A 23,300-nucleotide genomic window follows, 5' to 3' on the forward strand; every position below is an offset into this window, starting at 1 on the left:
CGTTGGGTCAGACGTTGCGGCGGTACTGGCCGCCGACCTCGAAGAAGGCGTCGGTGATCTGCTCGAGCGAGCAGACCCGGGCAGCCTCCATGAGGACGGCGAAGACGTTGCGGTCGCCGGTCGCCGCGTCCTTGAGGGCGGTCAGGGCCGCGTGTGCCGCGTCACGGTGACCTTGCTGGAAGTCCCGCACGCGTCCCAGCTGGGAGACCTTCTCTTCCTCGGTGGCGCGGGCGAGTTCGACGGCGCCGGGCTCGGCCGTGTCGGCGTGGGGGTTGCGGAAGGTGTTGACGCCGATGAGGGGGAGCGTGCCGTCGTGTTTGCGCTGCTCGTAGAGCATCGACTCGTCCTGGATGCGGCCGCGCTGGTAGCCGGTCTCCATGGCGCCGAGCACGCCGCCGCGTTCGCTGATCCGCTCGAACTCCTGGAGTACGGCCTCCTCGACCAGGTCGGTGAGTTCGTCGATGACGAACGAGCCCTGGAGCGGGTTCTCGTTCATCGCCAGGCCCCACTCCCGGTTGATGATCAGCTGGATGGCCAGGGCCCGGCGAACGGAGTCCTCGGTGGGGGTCGTGACGGCCTCGTCGTAGGCGTTGGTGTGCAGGCTGTTGCAGTTGTCGTAGATCGCGATCAGTGCCTGGAGCGTGGTGCGGATGTCGTTGAAGTCCATCTCCTGGGCGTGCAGGGAGCGTCCGGAGGTCTGGACGTGGTATTTCAGCTTCTGGCTGCGCTCGTTCGCGCCGTACTTCTCCTTCATGGCGACCGCCCAGATACGGCGGGCCACCCGGCCGAGGACGGAGTACTCGGGGTCCATGCCGTTGGAGAAGAAGAACGACAGGTTCGGGGCGAAGTCGTCGATGCGCATGCCCCGCGCCAGGTAGGCCTCGACGTAGGTGAAGCCGTTGGCCAAGGTGAAGGCGAGCTGGCTGATCGGGTTCGCGCCGGCTTCGGCGATGTGGTAGCCGGAGATGGACACCGAGTAGAAGTTGCGGACCTTGTGGGCGATGAACCACTCCTGGATGTCGGCCATCATCCGCAGGCTGAACTCGGTGGAGAACAGGCAGGTGTTCTGACCCTGGTCCTCCTTGAGGATGTCGGCCTGCACCGTGCCCCGCACGCTCGCCAGCGCGTGGGCCCGCAGTTCGGCCGCCTCCTCCGGCGACGGTTCGCGGCCCTCGGCGGCACGGAACCTCTCCACCTGCTGGTCGATCGCGGTGTTGAGGAAGAACGCCAGGACGGTCGGGGCGGGTCCGTTGATCGTCATGGAGACCGAGGTGGTCGGCGCGATCAGGTCGAAGCCGTCGTAGAGCGCCTTCATGTCGTCCAGCGTGGCCACCGAGACGCCGGACGTGCCGACCTTGCCGTAGATGTCGGGGCGTTCGTCGGGGTCACGGCCGTAGAGGGTGACGGAGTCGAAAGCGGTGGACAGGCGGGTGGCCGGCTGGCCCTCGGAGAGCAGCTTGAAGCGCCGGTTGGTGCGGAACGGGTCGCCCTCGCCGGCGAACATCCGGGCCGGGTCCTCGCCGTCGCGCTTGAAGGGGAACACCCCGGCGGTGAAGGGGAAATAGCCGGGCAGGTTCTCCCGCCGCCAGAACCGCACCAGTTCCCCGTGGTCGGTGAAGCGGGGCAGCGCGACGCGGGGGATCTTGTTTCCGGAGAGGGACTCTCGGGTCAGCCTGGTGCGGAGCTCCTTCTCCCGGACCTTCACCACCTGCTCGTCACCGGAATAGGAGGCCACGACAGCGGGCCAGTTCCGGATCTGCTGCGTGACCTGGTGCGGGAGGTTCTCGCGGGCGTCTTCGAGGAGTGCCCGCACGTTCGCGGCGTCGGAACCGGCCGCGACGAGTTCGCCGCTGACCGTCTCCAGGCGTTGCACCCGCCGTGCCGCCTCGGTCAGCCGGCCGGTCTCGGCGTGATAGGCGCGGACGCTGTCGGTGATCTCCGCGAGGTAGCGCACCCGGTCCGCGGGGACCACCTGACGGATGCCGGAGGAGTGGCGCACGTCGACCGGCGCCAGCGTGCCCTCCGACAGCGGCAGGTCCTTCCCGGCCAGGCCGGTCCTGAGGTGCTGGTAGAGAGCCGTGACACCGTCGTCGTTGAAGGTGGCCGCCGAGGTGCCGTACACCGGCATGTCCTCCGGGCGCATCCCGAACGCCTCGCGGTTGCGCACCAGTTGGCGGCCCACGTCGCGCAACGCGTCCTTGGCGCCGCGCCGCTCGAACTTGTTGATCGCCACGACGTCGGCGAAGTCGAGCATGTCGATCTTCTCCAGCTGCGAGGCGGCGCCGAACTCCGGCGTCATCACATACAGCGAGGTGTCGACGAACGGCACGATCGCCGCGTCGCCCTGGCCGATGCCCGGCGTCTCCACGATCACCAGGTCGAACCCGGCGGCCTTGACCACGTCGATCACGTCCGCCAGGTGCTCGGGAAGCTCGCGGCTGCCCCGGGTGGCCAGGCTGCGGAAGAACACCCGGTTGCCGTCGAGGGAGTTCATCCGGATCCGGTCGCCCAGCAGCGCGCCGCCGCCCCGGCGACGGGTCGGGTCGACCGCGATCACCGCGATCCGCAGCTTGTCCTGCTGGTCGACACGCAACCGGCGCACCAACTCGTCGGTCAGCGACGACTTTCCCGAGCCACCCGTGCCGGTGATGCCGAGCACCGGCACCGCCCGCGACACCGCCGCGGCACGCACCTGCTCCAGGAACTCCCCGGGCAGCTTGCCGAGTTCCGCACCCGTGACGGCACGGGCGATCGCGAACCGGTCACCCGCCAGCACAGCGGCGGCGTCGGCCGGCCTGCCGTCCCAGAGGTCGAAGTCGCAGTCCCTCACCACTGAGTTGACCATCCCGGCCAGGCCCATCCGCTGCCCGTCCTCCGGGGAGAAGATGGTCACCCCGCTGCCCCGCAGCCGGGCGATCTCCTCGGGCACGATGACGCCTCCGCCCCCGCCCACCACACGGACATGGTCCGCTCCCTGCGCGCGCAGCGACTCGACCAGGTACTCGAAGTACTCCACGTGCCCGCCCTGGTAGGAGGAGACGGCCACACCGTGGGCGTCCTCCTCCAGCGCCGCGTCCACGACCTCCCGCACCGACCGGTTGTGCCCGAGGTGGATCACCTCGGCGCCCTGGGACTGGAAGATGCGCCGCATGATGTTGATCGAGGCGTCGTGCCCGTCGAACAGGGCCGAGGCCGTGACCAGACGGACGGGGTGCACGGGGCGGTGCAGATCGCTCATGGAGCCTTCCCAGGCAGATCGCGGGAACTCTGACTGAGTGGATAGTAGGACGTCCTAGTAAATGACAGAAGGTGATATCGATGTGACCAGAAGCACAGAGCGCGATGAGTGGTCGGCCGGCGTCGGCTGAGCACGCTCCGCTGTTTCACATACGTGCGGAGACTCCGCCGACCTGCGGGACTGGGCCGGCTGCGCGGTCCGCCCCGTGACCGGGCACCTGGCTGTGCGTCCAGCGCGGGCGCGCCCTGGCAGAGAACGTCCCCAAGGTCCGTGGCAGCCGGCAGAGCACGGCCTCCGGCCTGATCCACGCGATCCACGCGATCCACGCGATCCACGCGATCCATGCGATCAACGCGATCCACGCGATCGACGCGGTCTGGCGTGCGCCGGCCGCCGCGGGTGACCCTCCACCGAGTGCGGGCGCGCCCCGACCGACCCGTCGGTGCGCCCGGCGACGGGAGTCGAGGGGGGCGTCCGACCCGGCCCGGGGAACCCGACCCTGCCAAAGCCATCGTCTGCGTCTGCTGTTTTCCGTAGCCTCAAGGGCACAAGAACCACCGTGCGCCGCACCGTACTTGATCCGCATCAGTCGACAACGCGCCGAAGGGAAACCGGTCATGGCCGTCGAGGCCGAGGTTCTGAACGAACTGCACCGGCTGCGCAGCCGTATGCCGCAGCTGACGGGAGCGTTGGCGGCCGGCGTGGACGGCCTCGTCCTCGCCCAGGACATGGCGGATGTGGAGCCGGAAGGGTTGGCCGCGCTCACCGCGGCGGCGCTCGCCGTGGGGTGCCGCATGGCCGATCTCGCGGCCCGCGGCGAGTTCCGCGAACTACTGGTGCGCGGCGCCGGGGGATACCTCGCGACGTACGCGGCCGGGCCGTCCGCCGTCCTGACGCTGCTCGCCGACGACCGCGCCAACGTCGGCCGTCTGCACCTGGAGGGGCGGCGCAGCGGCGCACGCATCGCCGAGCTCGTGGCGACGCGGTTCACCGAGGACCGGCCCGTCGTCACCCGTGGCCTGCCGACCCCGCCGTCGGCCGCGCGCGGCCGGACCCTCGGCGCCCTGCCCATCCGTATCCCGCCGCAGTCCCGGTACCAGCCCTGACGGAGCCCGGCGGCCGAGCCGTACCCGGCCCGGTCAGACCCCGCCGCCCTCCGCTTCCGCACGGCCGCGTCGGCCGCCGACGCCGCGCCGCCGCCCGCCACCGCGCTCCGGGCCCGCACCGGCGCCCGACGAGGGCGCGCTGAACCCGCCGGGGACGAGACGCGGCGGCCCCACGGTCGGCGCCGGACGGCCGTGAGCCTCCCGACCTGCACCTGTACCTGTACCTGTACCTGGACCTGTACCTGTGGTCGGGCTCGGCCCTGACCCCGGACTCGTACGGGTGTCCGTCTCCGCATCCGGAACGCGCGGCGGTGGTGGAACCGCCCGGCTCAGGACGCGGGTGTGGGGCATCAACGGGGCGCAGGCGGAGCAGACTTCGCTGAGTGTCCAGACCTGGCCGACCGACGGGTCGTGCCGCAGGACGAGGACGACCGCGCCCGCGCAGGCGATCCGGGTGCCCTCGTGCGCGGCGCACCGCTGGCGGCGGCACCAGCAGGCCGCGTCGTGATGCACCGCGGCGGCTCTGGCGTGCGCGGCCGCGTGGGCCTCGGCGAAGCGGCGCAGGGCCGCCACGTCCCGGGAGCGCGGCGGCATCGCGCAGGCCGAGGAGCAGGTGACCGACGCGGTGCGGTCCCGGTGTCCGACCACGCGGATCGTCCAGGAGCGGCCCGGACGACGGGCCGAAGGGGCGTCAGGGTGCATAAGAGCCAAAGCACATGTCCTTCGTGGGGGAGGAACAAGGGGAGGGCGACGGGCGAGCTGGGGAGCGGGGAGCGGTCCGGGGATGATGGTTCCGGCACGGACCGCCGGAAGTGACCTCGTTCACAGCATGCCCGTGGCCCGGCGGACCATTCGCGGTGTGCCCCCTCCGGCGGACACACTGCCTGTCGGTGAGTACCCCTAAGCTCCCTCCATGAGCACAGGGGGACCCCACAGACGTGTTGTCGACGGCCGCTTCGAACTCGTCGAGCGACTCGGCGGCGGAGGCATGGGCCTGGTGTGGCGGGCCCACGACCTGGCGTTGCGCCGGGACGTGGCCGTGAAGGAGGTCCGGCCCCCGGACCCGGACCTGGCCGAGTACGACCCCGAGGGCGCCCGCACGCTGCGCGAGCGCGTCCTGCGGGAGGCCCGCGCGCTGGCCCGGGTCCACCACCCCAACGTCGTCACGATCCACCACATCGTCGACGGCGGCGAGAACACCTATCCGTGGATCGTGATGGAGCTGGTCGAGGGGGGCTCTCTCCAGGACCGGCTCCAGCGGGGTGTGATGACCCCCGTCGAGGCCGCGCGTCTGGGCCGTGAGGTGCTGTCCGCGCTGCGTGCCGCGCACGCCGTCGGGATCGAGCACCGCGACGTGAAACCCGCCAACGTCCTGCTGCGCCCCGACGGGCGGCCCGTGCTCACCGACTTCGGCATCGCCGCCGTCCGGGAGTCCGCCGGCCTCACCGCCACCGGCGCCGTCATCGGCTCGCCCGACTTCATGGCGCCGGAACGGGTCAGCGGCAAGGAGGGCGGTCCCGCCGCCGACCTCTGGTCACTGGCGATGCTGCTGTACGTCGCCGTGGAGGGTCACCATCCGCTGCGCAGGGCGAGCACGCTCGCCACACTGGCCGCCGTGCTCGGTGAGGACGTGCCCGCACCGCGCCGGGCCGGAGCGCTGACCGGCGTCCTCACGGCGCTGCTCGTCCGGGATCCGCAGGCCCGCCCCGACGCGGCGGAGGTCGACCGGATGCTCGCGGCCGTGACCGGGAACGCACCCGGCCCGTCCACGACGCAGGGCGCCGCGTTCGCGTCCGGTTCGGCCCAGCAGGCCCTGCCGACCTCCTATCCCCTTGCTCCGCCCGCCGCCGCCGTCACGCTCACCCCGTCGCAGGCCGGCACCCCGGTCCGCGGCCGGCGCGCCCGCGCCACGGCCGTCACGGGAGCCGTCGTGGCCACGGCGCTGACCGGTGTCCTGGTGTGGGCGCTGCTTCCGGACACGAAGAACGACAACACCAGCAGTGCGCCCACGCCGGGCCCGTCCGTGTCGCAGAGCGCCCGGCAGGCGTCCTCCGGCGGCTCGTCCGGCGCCCCCGCCGCGGCGACGGTCGACCTGCTCAGCGGGAACGGCGTCAAGACGGCGGTGGCGAAGCTGACCTCGGCCATGGGCGGGACGAAGGTCACCAGCCTCGTGGTGTACGGGGAGTACGCCATCGCCGACGCGCCCGTCGACGGCCACCCGAAGCTCTACGACCGGTACATCTACCGGGGTGGTGACGTGGCGGTGAAGGACGGCCCGGGCGGAACCGTGATGAGCGGCGCGGTCCCCGTCGACCTGAACACCTACGACTGGGACGCCGTGCCCGCGCTGCTCTCCAGGGCCGCCAAGTCCCTCGGCGTGCCCGAGCCCACCAGTCGCTATCTGACGATCAATCCCGCCTCCACCGTCTTCCACAGCGACCCGTCGATGAGCGTCTACCTCTCCGACGACTACGGCAGCGCCTACCTCCGGGCCGACGTGCACGCCCGGGTGATCGAGACCCACCCGCGCGACGACGGCTGACGAAGGCTGTCCGGCTGCCGGTCGACGGCGGGTGAAGACGCCGAGCCCGTTCTCGTCGAACGCCTCCACCGTCACCCGCGTCGCCTTGCCGTCCCGATCGCCCTGGAAGGTGACGCCGGACAGCCCGACGGCGTTCTCGCCGACGATCTGGAAGCTGAAGGTGTCTTCGTCGAAGTGGGCCAGCCGGAACGTCGTAGGCTTCGGGCCCAGCCGCATGGTCAGCTCGTCGCCGGACGCGGTGACGGTCAGCGGACCGTGGCAGCCGTTGGCGTATGTCCCGGTGAAGGCGGCGTCGGGGCGGGCCGCTGCGGCGTCGGCGGGGGCTCGGAGTCGTCGCGGCCCTCGGCCGGCTCGTGTGGCGTACCCGCCACCGTCCCGCGAACGCGGAGACCACCCTGGTTCTGGCCGTCCTCGGCCTGTCGGTCCTCGCGCTGCGCCGGCCGCCCTGTACCCGTGGCTCGACGTGCCCGTCCCCGCCGTGACACCGGCCGCCTTCGTGTCCCAGGGCGCCGCCGCGCCGCTCCCGACCGCGGCGCCGGCCGTCATCGGCGGACGGGACCTCGCGGCCCGCTGACCGACCGGTCTCAGTGGGGGAACGCCCGGGGCTGCCGCAGGACGGGAAGGCCGTCCCGGAACTCCTCGACGCGGGTGCTGATCTGGCGCATGAGGACGGTGTCCTCCAGCCGGTCCAGGTAGAGGTTGCGGCGGGCCAGCCCCACGGCGTCGACGCAGAAGTACAGCGCCATGAGCGGGTTCACGAACAGCTCGCTGTTCCGCGTCCGCTCGGTGAAGCGCACGTCGCCGAAGTCGCCGCGTACGGCGGCCGCGACCGAGCCGTTCACGATGCTCGGGTGGCCGGGGGTGGAGGCCTGGGCGTGGGCGACCGCGTCGAGGTAGAGGGTGCCCTCCGTGCTGTCGCGGGGGAGGGAGAACGCGCCGAGGTAGGCGCCGTCGCGGTCCAGCGCGGCCAGGTTCTCCAGGACCAGGGCGTGGTTGACGCCGTGATACGCGTCCACGCCGAAGCCCAGGCAGGCCACCAGCCGGTGCGGGACCTCGTCGAGGGCGCGCACGGCCGCCAGGCTGGCCATGTCCTCCTCCGGCGTGCCGAGGCCGTGCTCGTCGCCGCGCATCAGGATGTCCGTGCCGCCGTCGACCAGGACGACGGCGTCGATCCCGCCCAGGTGGTCCAGGAGGGCACGGTAGGCGTCCCGCAGGGGCTTCACGCCGGTCCGGGGGAAGGCATACACCGTGGCGGGCAGGCCGTGCCGGTCCAGCCAGGTTGCCAGGGTGTGTTCGGGAAAGTAGTCGCCGCGGGCCGGGGTGTCGGGGCGCACCGCCGCCACGTCCGGCTCCTGCCAGACCTCGGCGGGCAGCCCGTACAGGTCGGCGAAGGACAGGTTGGCCAGGTGGACGTCCTTGCCCGCAGACCGCAGGGCGAGCGCCAGCGGAAGGCCCGCGTACACGTCGAAGCCGCCGCCCGCACCCGCGACGAGTATCCGGTGTGCGTCGCGCAGCCGGGTGAAGAAGGGGGGTTCGTGGAGGGAGAACACCCCGGGACGCTAACAGGCGTCGATCATGCTGCCCAGCGGAATACCGGCAACTGCCGTGAGCCGCCCGTGAGGTGGGGTTCGGGAGCCTGTCAACAGCGCGAAGCGGCCCCCGAACCCTGCCCCTCGGACTACGCGCCGCTCTCCCGCAGCATGTCCTCGCGCTCGACGATCTTCACGCGCTCGCGGCCCTGCGGCTCGCCCAGCGCCTTCTCGGCGGCGTCCAGCTTGTACCAGCCCTCCCAGGTGGTGAAGCGGACCTCGCGCTCGGCGAGGAACGCGTCCACGGCCTCCGGCTCGGGCGAAGCAGGCGTGTGCAGACGGCCGTTGGCGTGATCGTCGAGAAGGTTGGACACGGTCTCGTTGGCGTCGCCCTTGGTGTGACCGATCAGACCGACCGGGCCGCGCCGGATCCAGCCGGTGACGTAGGTGGACTGCAGGTGCGCGCCGGACTCCTCGATGACCCGGCCGCCCTCGTCCGGGACGGTGCCCGAGTCGAGGTCCCAGGGCAGCTTCGGCAGCTTCTCGGAGAGGTAGCCGACGGCGCGGTAGATCGCCGTGACGTCCCAGTCCTTGAACTCGCCGGTGCCCTTGACGTTGCCCGTGCCGTCGAGGACGGTGCGCTCGGTGCGCAGGCCGACGACCTTGCCGTCCTCGCCGAGGATCTCCGAGGGCGACTCGAAGAAGTGGAGGAACAACTTGTGCGGGCGCTCGCCGACGTCGCGGATCGCCCAGTTCTCCAGCGTCTTGGCGACCATGTCGGCCTGCTTGTTGCCGCGCCGGGTCGCGATCGAGCCGTCGTCGTAGTCGATGTCCTCCGGGTCGACGATGACCTCGATGTTGGGGGAGTGGTCCAGCTCCCGCAGCTCCATCGGGGAGAACTTCGCCTGCGCCGGGCCACGGCGGCCGAAGACGTGGATCTCCAGCGCCTTGTTGGCCTTGAGGCCCTCGTAGACGTTCGCCGGGATCTCCGTGGGCAGCAGCTCGTCCGCCGTCTTGGCGAGCACGCGGGCCACGTCGAGGGCGACGTTGCCGACGCCCAGGACGGCGACCTTCTCGGCCTCCAGGGGCCAGGTGCGCGGCACGTCCGGGTGGCCGTCGTACCAGGAGACGAAGTCCGCGGCGCCGTAGGAGCCCTCCAGCTCGATGCCGGGGACCGACATCTCGCGGTCGGCCGTCGCGCCGGTCGAGAAGATCACGGCGTCGTAGAAGGCGCGCAGGTCGTCCAGGCTGATGTCGTTCGGGTAGTCGACGTTGCCGAAGAGGCGGATCTGCGGCTTGTCGAGGACCTGGTGCAGGGCCGTGATGATGCCCTTGATGCGCGGGTGGTCCGGGGCGACGCCGTAACGGATCAGGCCGAACGGGGCCGGCATGCGCTCGAAGAGATCGACGGAGACACCAGGGTCGGCGGCCACATCGGACTTGAGCAGCGCGTCGGCGGCGTAGATCCCGGCGGGGCCGGCTCCGACAATGGCTACCCGCAGGGGGCGGGGCATGATCAGGTTCCCTTCGAGTGGCGACAGATCGACTCGGGGGAAGCCTAAGCTGAGGCAAGCCTTACTCGGTACGCGGGTCCGGTCTATGGACTCATAACCATCATTTATGAGTAACCCGGGCGTCAACCCGCGTCACGGCAGCGGCTGTTCCGCCCAGATGACCTTGCCCTTCGGTGTGTAGCGGGTACCCCAGCGGTCGGTGAGCTGGGCCACGAGGAACAGTCCGCGCCCGCCCTCGTCCGTCATGGCCGCGTACCGCAGGTGCGGTGAGGTGCTGCTGCTGTCGGAGACCTCGCAGATCAGGGTCCGGTCGCGCAGCAGGCGGACGCCCACGGGCCCGCTGCCGTAGCGGATCGCGTTGGTGACCAGTTCGCTCAGGATCAGCTCCGTCGTGAACGACAGGTCCTCCAGGTCCCAGCGCGCCAGCTGCCGGACCACCGCCGCCCGCACCTCGCCCACCGCCGCCGGGTCCATCGGCACGTCCCACTCGGCGACCCGGTCCACGCCCAACGCCCGCGTGCGCGCCACGATCAGCGCGATGTCGTCGTTCGGGCGGGCCGGCAGCATCGCGTCCAGGACGGCCTGGCAGGTCTGCTCCGGCGAGCCGTCCGCGCTCGGCGCCAGGGCGGTGCGCAGCATTTCCAGACCCGTGTCTATGTCCCGCTCCCGGTCCTCCACCAGCCCGTCGGTGTACAGCACCAGCGAACTCCCCTCGGCCAGCTCCAGCTCGACCGTCTCGAACGGCAGCCCGCCCAGCCCCAGCGGAAGCCCGGCGGGCACGTCGGGGAACTCGACCCGGCCGTCGGGATGGACCAGCGCCGGCGGCGGATGCCCGGCGCGGGCGACGGTGCAGCGCCGGGCGACCGGATCGTAGATGGCGTACAGACACGTCGCCCCGGTGACGGGCGCGTTGAGGCCGTCCGCCGCCTCGTCCTGGTCGATCCGGGCCACCAGCTCGTCCAGCAGCACCAGAAGTTCCTCGGGCGCCAGGTCCAGGGCGGAGAAGTTGTGGACCGCGGTGCGCAGCCGCCCCATGGTGGCCGCCGCGTGGAGCCCGTGGCCCACCACGTCACCGACGACCAGCGCCACCCGGGCCCCGGACAGGGGCAGCACGTCGAACCAGTCACCGCCCACGCCCGCCTGGGCGGGCAGATAGCGGTAGGCGATGTCCAGGGCGTTCTGCTCGGGCAGGGTGCGCGGCAGCAGACTCCGCTGCAGCGTGACGGCCATGCCGTGCTCACGGGTGAAGCGGCGCGCGTTGTCGATGGAGATCGCGGCCCGCGCCACCAGCTCCTCCGCGAGCACCACCTCGTCCGGATCGAAGGGATCGGGCCGCTCAGAACGCCAGAAACTGACCACGCCCAGGATCAGCGCCCCGGCCCGCACGGGCACGGTGATCAGCGAGTGGATGCCGAACTCCACGACCTGCTCGGTCCGTTCGAGATCCTGGGCACGCCAGCCCGGAGACTGGGCGAGACGGGCCTCCAGGACCGCCCGCTCCCCGCCGAGACTGCGGGCCTGCGGGGCGGAGTCCACGAACCGGATCCGCTCGCCCACCGCGTACAGCGGCGCGCCCTTGCGGATCCCGCTCATCGCCGTGCGCCGCAGCGCGCCCCGTGCCCCCGGCTCCTCGCCGTCCAGGACGGCGTCGAACAGGTCGACGGTCGCGAAGTCCGCGAACCTCGGCACCGCCAGCTCCGTCAGCTCCTCCGCCGTCCGGGCCACGTCCAGGCTCGTCCCGATGGCCACCCCGGCCGCGTACAGCATGTCGAGGCGCTCGCGGGCCGCTTCCGCCCGGCCCGACAGGGCGCGCAGCTCCGTGGAGTCGCGCAGCGTGGCGACGCTGCCGGCCGGTCCGCCCGCCAGGTCGGTGGGCCGCTGGTTGATCGCCAGCAGCCGGTCCCCGACCAGGTGCACCTCGTCCGTGACCATCCGCCCGGAGGCCAGCAGTTCGGCCGTGTCCCGGTCCAGGCCCAGGTCGAGGACCTGCCGGCGCTCGGCGTCCGGGGGCAGGTCGAGCAGCCGCTGCGCCTCGTCGTTGGCGAGCAGCAGGTCGCCCTCGCCGCCGACGATGATCACCCCTTCCCGTACGGCGTGCAGCACGGCGTCGTGGTGCTCGTACATGCGGGTCATCTCGCGCGGTCCCAGCCCGTGCGTCTGACGCAGCAGCCGGCGGCTGACCAGCGCCGTGCTCGCCGTGGCCAGGGCGAGGGCCACGGCGGCGCTGGCGAGGACGAGCGGCAGCTGACGGTCGGCGGTGCCGCCGACGTGCGCGGTGGTGATGCCGGACGACACCAGCCCGACCACCCTCCCGTCGGCCGCCTTCACCGGTACGACGGCCTGGACCAGCCGGCCGATGGTCCCGTCGACCTCCTCGACCACGATGCCGCCGTCCAGCGCCGGCTGGATGGTCCCGACGAACTTCTTCCCGATGCGGTCCGGCTTGGGGTGGGTGTAGCGGATGCCGTCGGTGTTCATGACGACGAGGAAGTCCATCTCCGCGGCCTTGCGGGCGGCCTCGGCCCGGGGCTGGAGCACGGCCGTCGGATTCGGGCTGTCCAGCGCCTCCACCATGCCCGGCGAGTTGGCGAAGGTCTGTGCGACGGCGAGGGAGCGGTTGCGGGCCTCCTGGGTACTGTCGTGCCGCACCTGGAGCAGCAGCGCCACCACGGCCGCCACGACCAGCACCAGCACGATGACCACCTGCAGGACGAACACCTGCGCGGCGAGACTGCGCCCGCCCAGCGCGGACTCGGGCGTACGCCGGACCCGCAGGCTCCGGGGACGACGGGCCGGCCGGGCATCCGAGCGCCCCAGGAGTCGGACCATGTGCCATGTCTACACTGCCCGGCCGCGTGAGGCGAGAGGCGTCACGGAACGTCACGGACGGTCCCCGTCACGCTCGCCTCGGGTCACGCTCGCCTTGGGCGACTTCCGCCGCCCCCGCGCCGGGTGGCCAGCAGCAGGGCGATGTCGTCGGGCCGGTCGACGGCCTGCCGGGCCGTCGCGGTGAGCCGGTCGGCGACATCGGCGAGGGAACGGCCCGCGTGAGCGTCGGCTTCGGCCAGGACCGTGCGCAGCGCCGTGATGCCCTCGTCGATGTCGTGACCGGCCCGCTCGACGAGTCCGTCCGTGTACAGGGCGAGGATCGCGCCCGGCTCCAGCCGCAGTTCCGTCACCGGGTAGTTGGCGCGCGGATCCACTCCGAGCACGACACCGCCGGGCAGCTCCACGACCTCGGTTCGCCCGTCGGGGTGGCGCAGCAGCGGCGGCAGATGCCCGGCTCGGGCCGCCCGGGCCAGACCGGTGGCCGGGTCCAGCCGGACGTAGCAGCAACTGGCGAACTGACCGGGGTCCAGGTCGATGAGGAGACGGTTCGTACCGCCCATGACCTCCTCCGGGGGCCGGTCGCTGAGCGCGAACGCCCGCACCGCGCTGCGCAGCTGCCCCATGGTGGCCGCCGCCTGCACCCCGTGCCCCTGGACGTCCCCGATGACCAGGGCCAGCCCGTCCCCTGCCTCCACGACGTCGTACCAGTCGCCGCCCACGTCCATGCCCTCGGTGCCCGGCAGGTAGCGGCCGGCGGTCTCCACGCCGGCGTGCTGCGACAGCCGCCGGGGGAGCAGTGCCTGCTGGAGCCCGCGGGCGAGAGCCGCCTCGGTGTCGTAGCGCTGGGCCTTCTCCATCGCGTGGGCGATCAGACCGGCGAGCGCGGTCAGCACGGTGCGCTCCTCGGAGGTGAAGCTGCGCGGACCGTCGAAACCGAGGATGCACGAGCCGACCGGGCGGCCGGAGGCGATCAGCGGGAGGAAGGCGCGGGCGCCCTCGGACGCGTCCAGGGCGATGCCCGGGTAGGCGGCCGCGAGCTGCTGCATCGAGTCGAAGAAGAGCGGACGGCCCGTGGTGAGGGTTTCCACGCCGGGCAGCCGGGCGTCCAGCCCCACCCCTTCGAAGGGGGCCAGGAAGCCGTCGGGGAAGCCGGACTCCCACGCCAGGTACAGGTGCCGCTCCTGGAGGAGGTAGATGGCCAGCCGACGGCCGCCGAACGCCGGCAACAGCTCCTGCATGACAACCGCCGACACCTGGCGGGCGGTCACCGCCTCCGTCAGCGCGATGGCCAGGACGATGGGCCGGTAGGACAGCGGGGCCGAGGCGGCGGTGTCCGGCGCGGGGGCGTCCGGGTCCGCGGGCTCGGGGGCCGCGGCGTGCGGCACACGGCTCGCGGGGACCGCCGTACAGGTGGTCAGATCCGCGCCGGGGTACAGGGACACGCGCAGCCAGTCGCCCTCGTACGGCCGCGGGACCGAGAGCGGGTCGGCGGTGGTGGGCAGCCGCACGTGGAAGTGCGCGGGCTCCGGCGTCAGCAGGGCGCCCCGCAGGTGCTCCTCGGACGCCGGCTGGGTCAGCCACGGCACGGCCTCCCACAGCGACCGGCCGACCAGCCGTTCCCGCGGTACGCCCAGGAGGTGCCCGGCGCGGGCATTGGCGTAGACGACGAGCCCGAGCCGGTCGAGGCAGAACACGCCCTCCGGGAGGAGATCGGCGGCTCCGTCGGCGAGGGCGCCCGGACCGGGATCGAGGAGGACGCCGGCGAGGGGGCGGGGTGTGGCGGGCGGCGCGGCGGGGCCACCCGCAGGCCCGGCCTCCACGTCGGTCGCCTCCCACAGCTCCAGCAGCCGCAGGCCGCCCTCGCTGGTGCGCACCTGGACCGGCAGCGGCGGGGGCCGGCCCTGGGCCGTCTCGCGCAGCAGTTCGGGCAGGCGGTGGGCGTCCGTCGGGTCGACGGCCCTGGCCAGGGCGTCCAGTGTGCCCGGGGGCTCGCCCGGGGGCAGCCCGAGCAGGGCCCGTGCCCGCTCGTCCAGGGTGACGGCGTCGGTCGCCGGGTCCCACGAGAACCGCCCGACGCGCCCCGGGGCCGGTCCCACGGCCGGCGGCCGTACGCACAGCGGCTCGTCGTCCCAGGTGACGGTCCCGCCGTCCGTTTCCAGCCGCAACAGGGCCGCGCCCAGGGCGGCCGCCACGGCCGTCACCCGTTCACGCTCCGCCAGCACCTCCGCCCCGTCGGCCACCGCCGGGCGCAGCAGGGTCAGCACACCGAAGGACCGCCCGTCCGCCACTACGGGCACGTACAGCGAACCGAACTGGAAGGGCAGGCCCGCCGCGAACTGCGCATAGCGGCGCATCATCTCGGTGGCGTTCGCCAGCACCACCGGTACGCCCGTCCGGAACACGTCGGCCACCGGGAACGGCCGGTCCACGTGCACCCGCCACCAGGGGCGGAACAGCCGGCCGGGCAGCCCCGCGAGGACCGCCAGGCGCAGCAGCCCGGACGTGGCCGAGCACAGGTACACACCACCGGCGCGGCCGCCCGTCGCCCGCAGCGCGTCCGCCACGGCCCGGGTCAGCAGCGCGGGCGGCGGTCCGGACGGCTTCCGCTCGTCCCCGGCGCTCCCAGTCATCGGCCCTACCTCGTCCGTGCGCCGCCGCTTGGGCGACACAGCAAGAATGCGCCACACCTGGCCCGATGCGCATCCGCGCCGCGCGACGACGGGCCGCCTGCCCGGCTGTGGACCGGTCAGGCGGTGGTGGCGTGCAGGGTGCTCTTGGCGAGCTCGTAGGCCGGGAGCATGGCCTCGTGCTCCTCGGTGTCCATACCGCCGAGATGCAGGACGACGGGACCCTGGGACGTGGTGACGGCGAGCGCGTGTTCCGCCTTCGTCTCCTCGAGAAGCTCGCTGGTGGTGACGTACTCGACCTCGGTGCCGGTGACGTCGCCCGTCTTGAACGTGCGGTACTTGGCCCCGCTCGCCCCCTTCTCGGCGGCCACGAAGTCCTCCAGCACGCTGCGCGCGTCCGCGTCGCCCGGTTCACCGGTCCACACGCGGAGGAACCCGATCTTCCCCGCCGGCTTGGCGTCGACCTCGCAGGCCATGGTGACCGGGCCCTGGCGCAGGAACGCGTCGGCCAGCTCGGCCAGGTCGCCGGTGGTGGCGGTCGCCTCCCCGGCGTCGACGGCCTCGGCCTTCCAGAACTCGGCGATGTCGAAGGTGACCGGGAGCTCGCAGGCGGACCCGGAGGCCCCGACGGACCCTCCGCGCTGCGCGACCTTCGCGGTCGTCTTCGCCGACGCGCCCGACGCGGCGTCCGAGCTCCCGCCCTCAGCCGTGCAGCCCGTCACCAGCCCCGTCACCAGGGCCGCCAGCGTCAGTCCCCGCCCCACGTGCCCCACGTTCCCCGCCCCAAAGCGCACTGCCGTGTCTCCTCTCGGTACCGGCCCGATGCCGGCGGGGCACTGTAACCGAGGGGCCCCGGCAACCGAGGGGCCCCGGCCGCTCTCCGGCGTGGACGGGTGACGTGCCGTCACATCCGCGCTCGGGGTGGGAATCCACAGCGGCATGAGCAAGACCGTCAGCGACTGGCGTCGACGACGCCCGCCGCTCGCACCGGTGCTCCCCGACGCCGGGGCGCGGCAGCTGCTCGAGGCGCAGGAGGAGGTCGCCACCCTGCCCAAGCCCACCCTGCCCAAGCCCACGCGGCCGGTCGCCGAGCAGACGTTGCCGTACCAGGAGGCGGGCCGTCGGCCACAACGCTGACCAGGACGGGCCCGCCGCACGTCAGCCGTACGCGACGGCGGCCGGCGGTTCTGCGCGCGTAGACAGCGGCCTGCCCTGCGGAAGGAAGAAGAGGGCGCAGATACGCAGGGGCTCCCGCTCCCGGTTCTGCGCCATGTGCACGCCCTGCGGCCCCACCGGCTCGACGACGCACCCGCCGGCGGGCGTCACGCACTCGGACCCGTCCGCCAGGGTCCGGGTCAGGACGCCCGCAGTCACCACGGCGACGACCCGGCCCTCGTGGTAGTGCCAGGGCAGCGAACCGCCGGGCGGGATCTCGTAGTCCGTCACCACGACCCTGGTGGCCTCGGGTACGGCCAGGGCGAGCCGTTCGGTGAGGAGGCCGTCGGCGAGCAGGGCCGGCACGGGTTCGACGGTGGGGCGGGTCTCCACGGGCGACGGGCGGTTCACGCGGCGGTCGTCCGGGACGGGCGGGGGCCGGGGGCGCCGGGGCCGGTCGGGCCCACTGTGCGACGTAACCTGGCCGGGGTCATGTTCCGCTGGTCAGTGCGTTCCACGGACGTGACATTAGCCCACTTCGGTTACGCCGACGTGACCGGGTGTCAGCGAGTGCCCCGGCGAAGTGTGAGGTAGACGGCTTGCGAAGGGAGTGAGCCTCGCAGGCCGTCTTTGCGTCTACCAGGGCGTGACTCGTACGAAACCTCGTGCGACGAGTGTTTGGGGGAGACCTTGAGCATCCTGCGTCCGGAAGTGGAGCGGCCTCGCGACAGCGGCGCTGAGGGCGAGCCTCGGGACAGCCGTGCCGGGGGCGACACGCTCGTCGGCCGGCCCGAGGACAGGCCGCTCCGCGGCGTGCTCGCGCACGCGGCCAGGTTCGTCGGCCGGACGTTGCGGGGCGAGTGGTACGGCATCGTCGTCGATCCGCTCCGACAACTGCGCCGGCGCGGTCCCGCCGCGCTGCTGCTGGCGTTCGTGGCCTGCGCGGGCGTGATCTTCTTCCACGCCATCGCCCAGCACCCCACCGGCGCGGCGGCGGTGCGGCTCCTCGGCGGGGTCCAGGGCGACCTGCCCCTGTGGCTGGCCCTGCTGCGCACCCCCGTCTCCCTGTACGTCCCGGCCCTCGACCTGCCCGTGTGGGCCGGCATCACCCAGTTGTTCCTCGCCTTCGCCCTGGCCGAACTCGCCCTCGGCCGTCGCAGGACCCTGCTGATCGCCTACGCGTCCACCCTGGCCGGCACGCTCACCGTGCGGGTGATGTTGGCTATGGGGCCGGGCTGGTGGGGTCTCGGGCTACCACCTGAGGTCGGTCACGTACTCGACACCGGCCCGTCCGCGGCGGTCGTCGGACTGTTCACGTACCTCTCGGTCGTCCGCCGCGCGCCCATCGTGTTCACGCTCACCGGCGGCTCGATGGTGCTCGAGTCGATCGCCAAGCCCAACCTCGCAGGCCGCGAGCACCTCATCGCGGTGGCCGCAGCCATCGTCCTGGGCTTGCTGCACGAACGTGCGCACCGTCGACGGCAGGCCCCTGCCCCGATCTGCGGACGTGCCGGCGGAATGACGGGGGACCTGTCTTCCGCTCCCACGGAAAGGTCCAGGCCAGAGCGTCAAACCTGAGATGTTGCTATGAATTCGCGGGGTAGTTGAACAGCCCTGCGTCGTCCTGCGTATAAGGCCGGGGGATTTCATGCCCGTAGCCGCCGACGACGCGTAGGAGCACTCCTTGGTACAGAACAGGCGCAGACGCCCGACGGGCGGACGACGCGCGAGCTTCGCGGCCGTGGCGCTGATCCTCGGCGGTGGCGGACTGATGGCGGCGAACGTCTACGCCTCGGCCACCGACGGCGGTTCCGTGGAAGTGGCGGGAGTCGGCGCCGTCACGATCGACTGTCCCGACGTCGGCAGCGGCCTGACGTCCGTCCCGGAGGGGGCCGCGCCCGAGGTCGACCGCGAACTCGCCCTCCTCGACGAGCAGATCGCCGCCGCCTACCACCAACTCCAGGACCAGGCGCAGGCCGTGCGGGAGGACAACTCCTTCGCCGACAACGCGGTCATGAACCCGCTGAAGGAGAAGCGCGGCGCGACGATCCAGCGCATCGCGGACGCCATCGACCGGGCCGGCGACCGCCCGGAGGGCCTGGACGCCCTCGCCGCCTGCACACTGCGGATCACCGCGGAGCAGGTACAGAACCAGGACCAGAAGCAGAACCAGGACCAGGAGCAGAGCCAGGGCCAGGGTGAGCAGGGTCAGGATCAGGACCAAGGGGCGGGGCAGAACGACCAGCAGGGCAACGGCGGCCAGGCCGGGAACGGGCCCGTCGCCGCGGACTACGCGGACATCAGCACCGTCCAGCCCGCTCAGCAGACCCCGGACCCCGGTTCCGGCCCCTCTCGCGGCACCTTCGTCACCAGTTGCGGAGTCAACGCGAACGGCCTGTTCAACTCCGACAACGTGATCGTCGCCCCGGGCGTCACCAACGGCGCCCACCACTTCCACGACTACGTCGGCAACCAGTCCAACAGCGCCTTCGCCTCCGACGACGACCTGGCGAAGGCCGGGACGAGCTGTGTGGACCAGGGCGACAAGTCCACCTACTACTGGCCCGTCCTGCGTCTGCAGAACGGCACTCGGGAGCAGGACGCGGGCAGTCCGGGCGGCGGTATCGAGGGCAACGCCGGCGAGATCGTCACCCCGAAGGACGTCACGCTGACCTTCGTCGGCAACCCGCGCAGCCAGGTCACCGCCATGCCCCGGCTGCTGCGCATCATCACCGGCGACGCCAAGGCGTTCGTCAACGGCCCGGCCAACGCCAACGCGTCCTGGAGCTGCACCGGGTTCGAGGACCGGCAGCTGAAGGACAAGTACCCGCTCTGCCCGGCCGGCAGCGACGTGGTGCGCACGTTCCGCTTCCAGAGCTGCTGGGACGGCACCAACATCGACAGCGCCAACCACCGCACCCACGTCGCCTTCGCCACAGCCGACGGCTCCTGCCCGGCCGGCTTCAAGGCCGTTCCGCAGCTGGTGCAGCGCATCGTGTACGACGTCGACGCGCCGAGCCTGGCCGACGGCGGCAGGACCACCCCGCTGTTCGCGGTGGACTCCTTCCCCGAGCAGCTGCACAAGCCGGTGACGGACCACGGCGACTTCATCAACGTCTTCGACGACGACCTGATGCGCGAGATGGCCGACTGCATCAACGAGGGCCGCACCTGTGGCGCGGGCAACGGGTCGGGCGACGGTTCCAACGGCGGTGCCGACAACGGCGGCAACAACGGGTCGGGCGACGGTTCCAACGGAAACGGGGACGACAACGGTTCCGGCAACGGCGGCAACAACGGTTCGGGCGACAACAACGGCAACGGCAACGGCGACAACGGCTCCGGCGAGGGCACGCAGGAACCGTCCCAGGCTCCCGGGGCACCCGCGAGTCAGCCCGCGACCACCGACCCCGCCGGCACCGAGCCCAACGCGGGCAACGCCGGTTCCGGTGGCGTGACCGGCAGCCCCGAGTCCCGTGTCTACACCAAGCCCTCGGCCAAGGCGGCCACCTCCGCGCCGCCCGCCACCGGCTCGCAGGGCGAGATCGGCACCCCCGTGACCGCCCCCGAGCAGACCCCGGCCCCGGCCGGAACGGCTCCCGGCACCACCACTCCGGACACCACCACTCCGGCCACCACCGCTCCCGACACCACGGCCCCCGGTGGGACCCAACCGCAGGCCGTCCAGCGCGGCGGACTCGCCGAGACGGGCGCCGACCTGTGGCCCGCGGCCGCCGGAGGCCTGCTGGTGATCGCCGGCTTCGTCGTGCTGTGGCGCAACGCACGCCGTACGCACTGAGATCCAGCCACTCGACGAGGGCCCGTCGCACCGCCGACGGGCCCTGAGTGCAGCCAATCCGGGTACTCCCGCCCGCAAGAGACCGCCCCGGCACTCTGTTGCGCGGTATCCGTCGCTCGAATCGCGCGCGACGACGGAAGCCCCATGGAGCACACGGAGCACACGGAGAGCACCGGCCGCACGGCGTCCACGGAGTACTACGACCTCGACACCTACGGCCGGTCCGTGACGACCTCGTCCCCCGAGGCCCAACGGTGGTTCGACCGCGGGCTGGTGTGGTCGTACGCCTTCCACCACGAGGAGGCCGTCGCCTGCGTCGAGGCCGCGGTCCGCGCCGATGGAGATGTCGCCCACCCCCCCGAGACCGCACTCCGGGTCGCCGACCGGCTGCGCGGCCTGGCGGCGGTCGACCGCGTCCCGGAGACCCGCAGGCTGTTCAACAACACCTGCCGGGACGTCCTCGCCATCGCCTCCGCGATGCTCGACGGCGAACTGGAGTACCGCAAGGGCAACCACGGCCCGGCCTTCGCCGCCCCGGAGCGGTCCGTCGCGCTGGACGACGACCTCACCTACGACGAGCCCTGGGGCTGGATGCAGCCCACCCGTCACGCCTGCGGCGCCCTGTTGTTGGAGCAGGGCCGGATCGTGGAGGCCGAGGCGGTCTACCGAGCCGACCTCGGACTCGACGACACGCTGCCCCGCCCCTCCCAGCACCCCGGCAACGTCTGGTCCCTGCACGGCCTCCACGAGTGCCTGGTCCGGCTGGGCAAGGAGGCCGAGGCGCGGATCGTCGCCCAGCGGCTGAAGTTTGCGTCCGCCCTGGCCGACATACCCGTACAGGCGTCCTGCTTCTGCCGCCTCGACGCCGTCGCCGACACGGACGTCGACACGGGCGCCCACACCGGATCCGTGGTCACACCCGGGTGCTGCGCCATGGACAATTGATCGAGATCGTTGGCGCTGTCGACGCACAACAGGGAGCCTCGGAGCATGGCGGGCGCACGGTGAACGAGACACGTAGGACGAAATGGGCGCTGCCGCACCTCGGCCCGGCACAGCGGGACGCCGTCGCCCGCGCACGGGGCTGGGCCAGGCTCGCCCTGGTGCTGGTCGCGGTCTGCGTCGCGGTGGTGATGGCGGGCGCGGGATCGGGCGGCTGGCTGATCCTGCTCGCCGGATTCGCCCTTCTCGCGCTGGCCGGGGCGGGCGTGTGGTGGATGCTGGCGCATCGTGGCGGCCCCCGGCTGCTCGGCGGCCTGCTGGCGGTCGTCGCGCCCATGGGCGTGCTGGTGATGTATGCCATGTCCGGCCTGTGGCCGGTGGCGGTGGGCGCGCTCGCCCTGTGGGCGGGGGCCCTGGCCTCGGCCCGGGCCTCGCTGCGCAGTGTGCGCCGACCCAAGGGCACGCACGGCCGTAAGACCCCGCCACCGCGCCGACCGGTCCTGATCATGAACGTCCGCTCCGGCGGCGGGAAGGTCGAGAAGCACGGTCTTGTCGAGCGGGCCGAGGAACTCGGCGCCCGGGTGGTCCTGCTCGGCACCGACGACACCTATGTCGACCCGGCGGTGGAGGCTCGCCGGGCCGTCGCCGAGGGCGCGGACCTGCTCGGCGTCGCGGGCGGCGACGGCACCCAGGCGCTGGTCGCGGCCGTGGCCGCCGAACACGACGTGCCCTTCCTGGTCGTCGCGGCCGGTACCCGCAACCACTTCGCCATGGACCTGGGCCTCGACCGCGCCGACCCCGTGCGCAGCCTCGACGCCCTCACCCACGGCGTCGAACTCCGCGTCGACCTCGGCGACGTCAGCGGACGGCCCTTCGTGAACACCGTCTCCTTCGGGGCGTACGCGGAGATAGTGCAGAGCCCCGAGTACCGCGACGCCAAGGCCGCCACCGCCCTCGACCACCTGCCCGACCTGCTGCAGGGCGGCTCCGGCCCGACCCTGGACGTCCGCACGGACGACACCCACATCCATGCGCCGCAGGCCCTCCTGGTCAGCAACAACGCCTACGCCCGCGCCGACCCGCTCGGCGGCGGCCGCCGTCCCCGGCTGGACGCCGGACTGCTCGGAGTGATCGGCGTCCGGGTGGAGGGCGCGGCCCAGGCCGCCGAACTCGCCCTGCTCGGCGAGCGCGCGGGCAGCATCACCTCGGTGACCTCCCGGCGGGTCGTCGTCGAGGCCGACCGGGAGCGCATCGCGGTGGCCGTCGACGGCGAGGCACTCGAACTGGCCACCCCCGTCGTGTGCACGGTACGGCCCGCCGCGCTGCGGGTCCGGGTGCCCCGGCACCGCCCGGGCGCCGCCTACGCGCCCCCCACGGTCGACTGGCGGCGCATCGTCCGCCTCGCGCTCGGCCATCCCGACCCCCGCACGATCAAGGAGGCCTACGATGTCTGACCGCCGGCCGAAGCTTTCCACCCCGCGTCTGGTCAGTGACCTGGCCACCATGGACCAGGCCCTGTACGAGACGGTCACGGTGACCAGGACACCCACTCTGGACACCGCGCTGCGCCGGCTGTCGGCCGCCGCCGACCACTCCAAGCTCTCCTTCGCGGTCGCCACGGCGCTCGCCCTGCGCGGCGGCCGCCCGCGCCGTGCCGCCGCCCTCGGCGTCGCGGCCATCGGCGTCGCCTCGGCGACCGCCAACCTGCTCGGCAAGCAGCTCGTACGCCGTCCGCGGCCGTACCGTGCCGAGGACTCGCCGTTCCCGGGCCGGCACGTGCCGATGCCGCAGTCCGCGTCGTTCCCGTCCGGGCACACCGCTTCGGCCGTCGCCTTCGCCGCCGCCGTCGGCCCGACCCTGCCGGTCTCCGCGGTCCCGCTGGGCCTGCTGGCCTGTGCGGTCGGCTACTCACGGATCCACACCGGCGTGCACTACCCGGGCGACGTCGTGGCCGGCGCGCTGCTGGGCACGGGTGCGGCGGCGGTGGTCCTGGCGCTCGCCGCCCGCGTCGAACCCTGA

14 protein-coding genes and 2 pseudogenes are annotated in these 23,300 nt (G+C 72.6%); 8 read left to right on the forward strand and 8 right to left on the reverse strand.

Features of this window, described 5'->3' with window-relative positions; all coding sequences use genetic code 11:
* Window positions 1-7: 7 nt before the first annotated feature.
* Window positions 8-3,238 (reverse strand): fused isobutyryl-CoA mutase/GTPase IcmF, encoded by a 3,231-nt coding sequence (icmF, locus tag OG289_RS46190; RefSeq protein WP_327320005.1) that lies wholly within the window; start codon window positions 3,236-3,238, stop codon window positions 8-10.
* Window positions 3,239-3,855: 617 nt separating this feature from the next.
* On the opposite strand from icmF, the gene OG289_RS46195 reads away from it, so the two are divergent.
* Both OG289_RS46195 and OG289_RS46200 read left to right on the forward strand, forming a co-directional pair.
* Complete coding sequence (locus OG289_RS46195) at window positions 3,856-4,344, forward strand: roadblock/LC7 domain-containing protein (RefSeq protein ID WP_327320006.1); 489 nt, start codon at window positions 3,856-3,858, stop codon at window positions 4,342-4,344.
* Window positions 4,345-5,257: 913 nt separating this feature from the next.
* Window positions 5,258-6,886, forward strand: coding sequence for a serine/threonine-protein kinase (locus OG289_RS46200; RefSeq protein ID WP_327320007.1), 1,629 nt, complete (start codon window positions 5,258-5,260; stop codon window positions 6,884-6,886).
* 72 nt (window positions 6,887-6,958) lie between these two features.
* On the opposite strand, the pseudogene OG289_RS46205 reads toward OG289_RS46200, so the two are convergent.
* From OG289_RS46205 to OG289_RS46230, 6 genes and pseudogenes are all read right to left on the reverse strand, one after another.
* Window positions 6,959-7,195: pseudogene (locus OG289_RS46205) on the reverse strand (DUF3471 domain-containing protein); the annotation flags it as partial.
* A 275-nt stretch (window positions 7,196-7,470) separates the two neighbouring features.
* Window positions 7,471-8,436 carry a DUF1152 domain-containing protein gene (locus OG289_RS46210; protein WP_327320008.1) on the reverse strand — a complete coding sequence of 322 codons (966 nt, stop codon included), beginning with the start codon at window positions 8,434-8,436 and terminating at the stop codon, window positions 7,471-7,473.
* A 128-nt stretch (window positions 8,437-8,564) separates the two neighbouring features.
* Window positions 8,565-9,929, reverse strand: coding sequence for an FAD-dependent oxidoreductase (locus OG289_RS46215; RefSeq protein WP_327320009.1), 1,365 nt, complete (start codon window positions 9,927-9,929; stop codon window positions 8,565-8,567).
* Window positions 9,930-10,061: 132 nt separating this feature from the next.
* Window positions 10,062-12,758, reverse strand: coding sequence for a SpoIIE family protein phosphatase (locus OG289_RS46220; protein ID WP_327320010.1), 2,697 nt, complete (start codon window positions 12,756-12,758; stop codon window positions 10,062-10,064).
* A gap of 83 nt (window positions 12,759-12,841) precedes the next feature.
* A complete protein-coding gene (locus tag OG289_RS46225) occupies window positions 12,842-15,388 on the reverse strand; it encodes a SpoIIE family protein phosphatase (protein ID WP_327320011.1) in 2,547 nt (848 codons plus the stop codon).
* Between the two features lie 116 nt (window positions 15,389-15,504).
* Window positions 15,505-16,158, reverse strand: coding sequence for a lipoprotein (locus OG289_RS46230; protein WP_327321002.1), 654 nt, complete (start codon window positions 16,156-16,158; stop codon window positions 15,505-15,507).
* 166 nt (window positions 16,159-16,324) lie between these two features.
* Here OG289_RS46230 and OG289_RS46235 point away from each other — a divergent pair, with 166 nt between their 5' ends.
* Window positions 16,325-16,522: a hypothetical protein gene (locus tag OG289_RS46235; RefSeq protein WP_327320012.1), complete on the forward strand. Its 198-nt coding sequence runs from the start codon at window positions 16,325-16,327 to the stop codon at window positions 16,520-16,522.
* Window positions 16,523-16,543: 21 nt separating this feature from the next.
* Here the strand turns inward: OG289_RS46235 and OG289_RS46240 are convergent, their stop codons facing one another.
* On the reverse strand, window positions 16,544-16,951 hold the full coding sequence (locus OG289_RS46240) for a cupin domain-containing protein (RefSeq protein ID WP_327320013.1): 408 nt from the start codon (window positions 16,949-16,951) through the stop codon (window positions 16,544-16,546).
* Between the two features lie 402 nt (window positions 16,952-17,353).
* Between OG289_RS46240 and OG289_RS46245 the strand changes: the two genes are divergently transcribed.
* From OG289_RS46245 to OG289_RS46265, 5 genes and pseudogenes are all read left to right on the forward strand, one after another.
* Complete coding sequence (locus OG289_RS46245) at window positions 17,354-18,118, forward strand: hypothetical protein (RefSeq protein ID WP_327321003.1); 765 nt, start codon at window positions 17,354-17,356, stop codon at window positions 18,116-18,118.
* A gap of 193 nt (window positions 18,119-18,311) precedes the next feature.
* Window positions 18,312-20,339, forward strand: a complete 2,028-nt coding sequence (locus OG289_RS46250; RefSeq protein ID WP_327321004.1) for a DUF1996 domain-containing protein — start codon at window positions 18,312-18,314, stop codon at window positions 20,337-20,339.
* A 393-nt stretch (window positions 20,340-20,732) separates the two neighbouring features.
* Window positions 20,733-21,284 (forward strand): annotated as a pseudogene (locus tag OG289_RS46255) (hypothetical protein); the annotation flags it as partial.
* Window positions 21,285-21,343: 59 nt separating this feature from the next.
* Window positions 21,344-22,735 (forward strand): diacylglycerol/lipid kinase family protein, encoded by a 1,392-nt coding sequence (locus OG289_RS46260; protein ID WP_442819043.1) that lies wholly within the window; start codon window positions 21,344-21,346, stop codon window positions 22,733-22,735.
* Window positions 22,728-23,300 (forward strand): phosphatase PAP2 family protein, encoded by a 573-nt coding sequence (locus OG289_RS46265; protein WP_327320014.1) that lies wholly within the window; start codon window positions 22,728-22,730, stop codon window positions 23,298-23,300. The genes OG289_RS46260 and OG289_RS46265 overlap by 8 nt, the downstream gene beginning before the upstream one ends.

The organism is Streptomyces sp. NBC_01235 (assembly GCF_035989285.1).
Lineage (GTDB): Bacteria > Actinomycetota > Actinomycetes > Streptomycetales > Streptomycetaceae > Streptomyces.

What these genes read in the sequence shown, in the direction of transcription:
- icmF (WP_327320005.1), bottom strand. Translation starts at nt 3,238, where the DNA reads ATGAGCGATCTGCACCGCCCCGTGCACCCCGTCCGTCTGGTCACGGCC.
- OG289_RS46195 (WP_327320006.1), top strand. Translation starts at nt 3,856, where the DNA reads ATGGCCGTCGAGGCCGAGGTTCTGAACGAACTGCACCGGCTGCGCAGC.
- OG289_RS46200 (WP_327320007.1), top strand. Translation starts at nt 5,258, where the DNA reads ATGAGCACAGGGGGACCCCACAGACGTGTTGTCGACGGCCGCTTCGAA.
- OG289_RS46215 (WP_327320009.1), bottom strand. Translation starts at nt 9,929, where the DNA reads ATGCCCCGCCCCCTGCGGGTAGCCATTGTCGGAGCCGGCCCCGCCGGG.
- OG289_RS46220 (WP_327320010.1), bottom strand. Translation starts at nt 12,758, where the DNA reads ATGGTCCGACTCCTGGGGCGCTCGGATGCCCGGCCGGCCCGTCGTCCC.
- OG289_RS46225 (WP_327320011.1), bottom strand. Translation starts at nt 15,388, where the DNA reads ATGACTGGGAGCGCCGGGGACGAGCGGAAGCCGTCCGGACCGCCGCCC.
- OG289_RS46235 (WP_327320012.1), top strand. Translation starts at nt 16,325, where the DNA reads ATGAGCAAGACCGTCAGCGACTGGCGTCGACGACGCCCGCCGCTCGCA.
- OG289_RS46250 (WP_327321004.1), top strand. Translation starts at nt 18,312, where the DNA reads ATGGCGGCGAACGTCTACGCCTCGGCCACCGACGGCGGTTCCGTGGAA.
- OG289_RS46265 (WP_327320014.1), top strand. Translation starts at nt 22,728, where the DNA reads ATGTCTGACCGCCGGCCGAAGCTTTCCACCCCGCGTCTGGTCAGTGAC.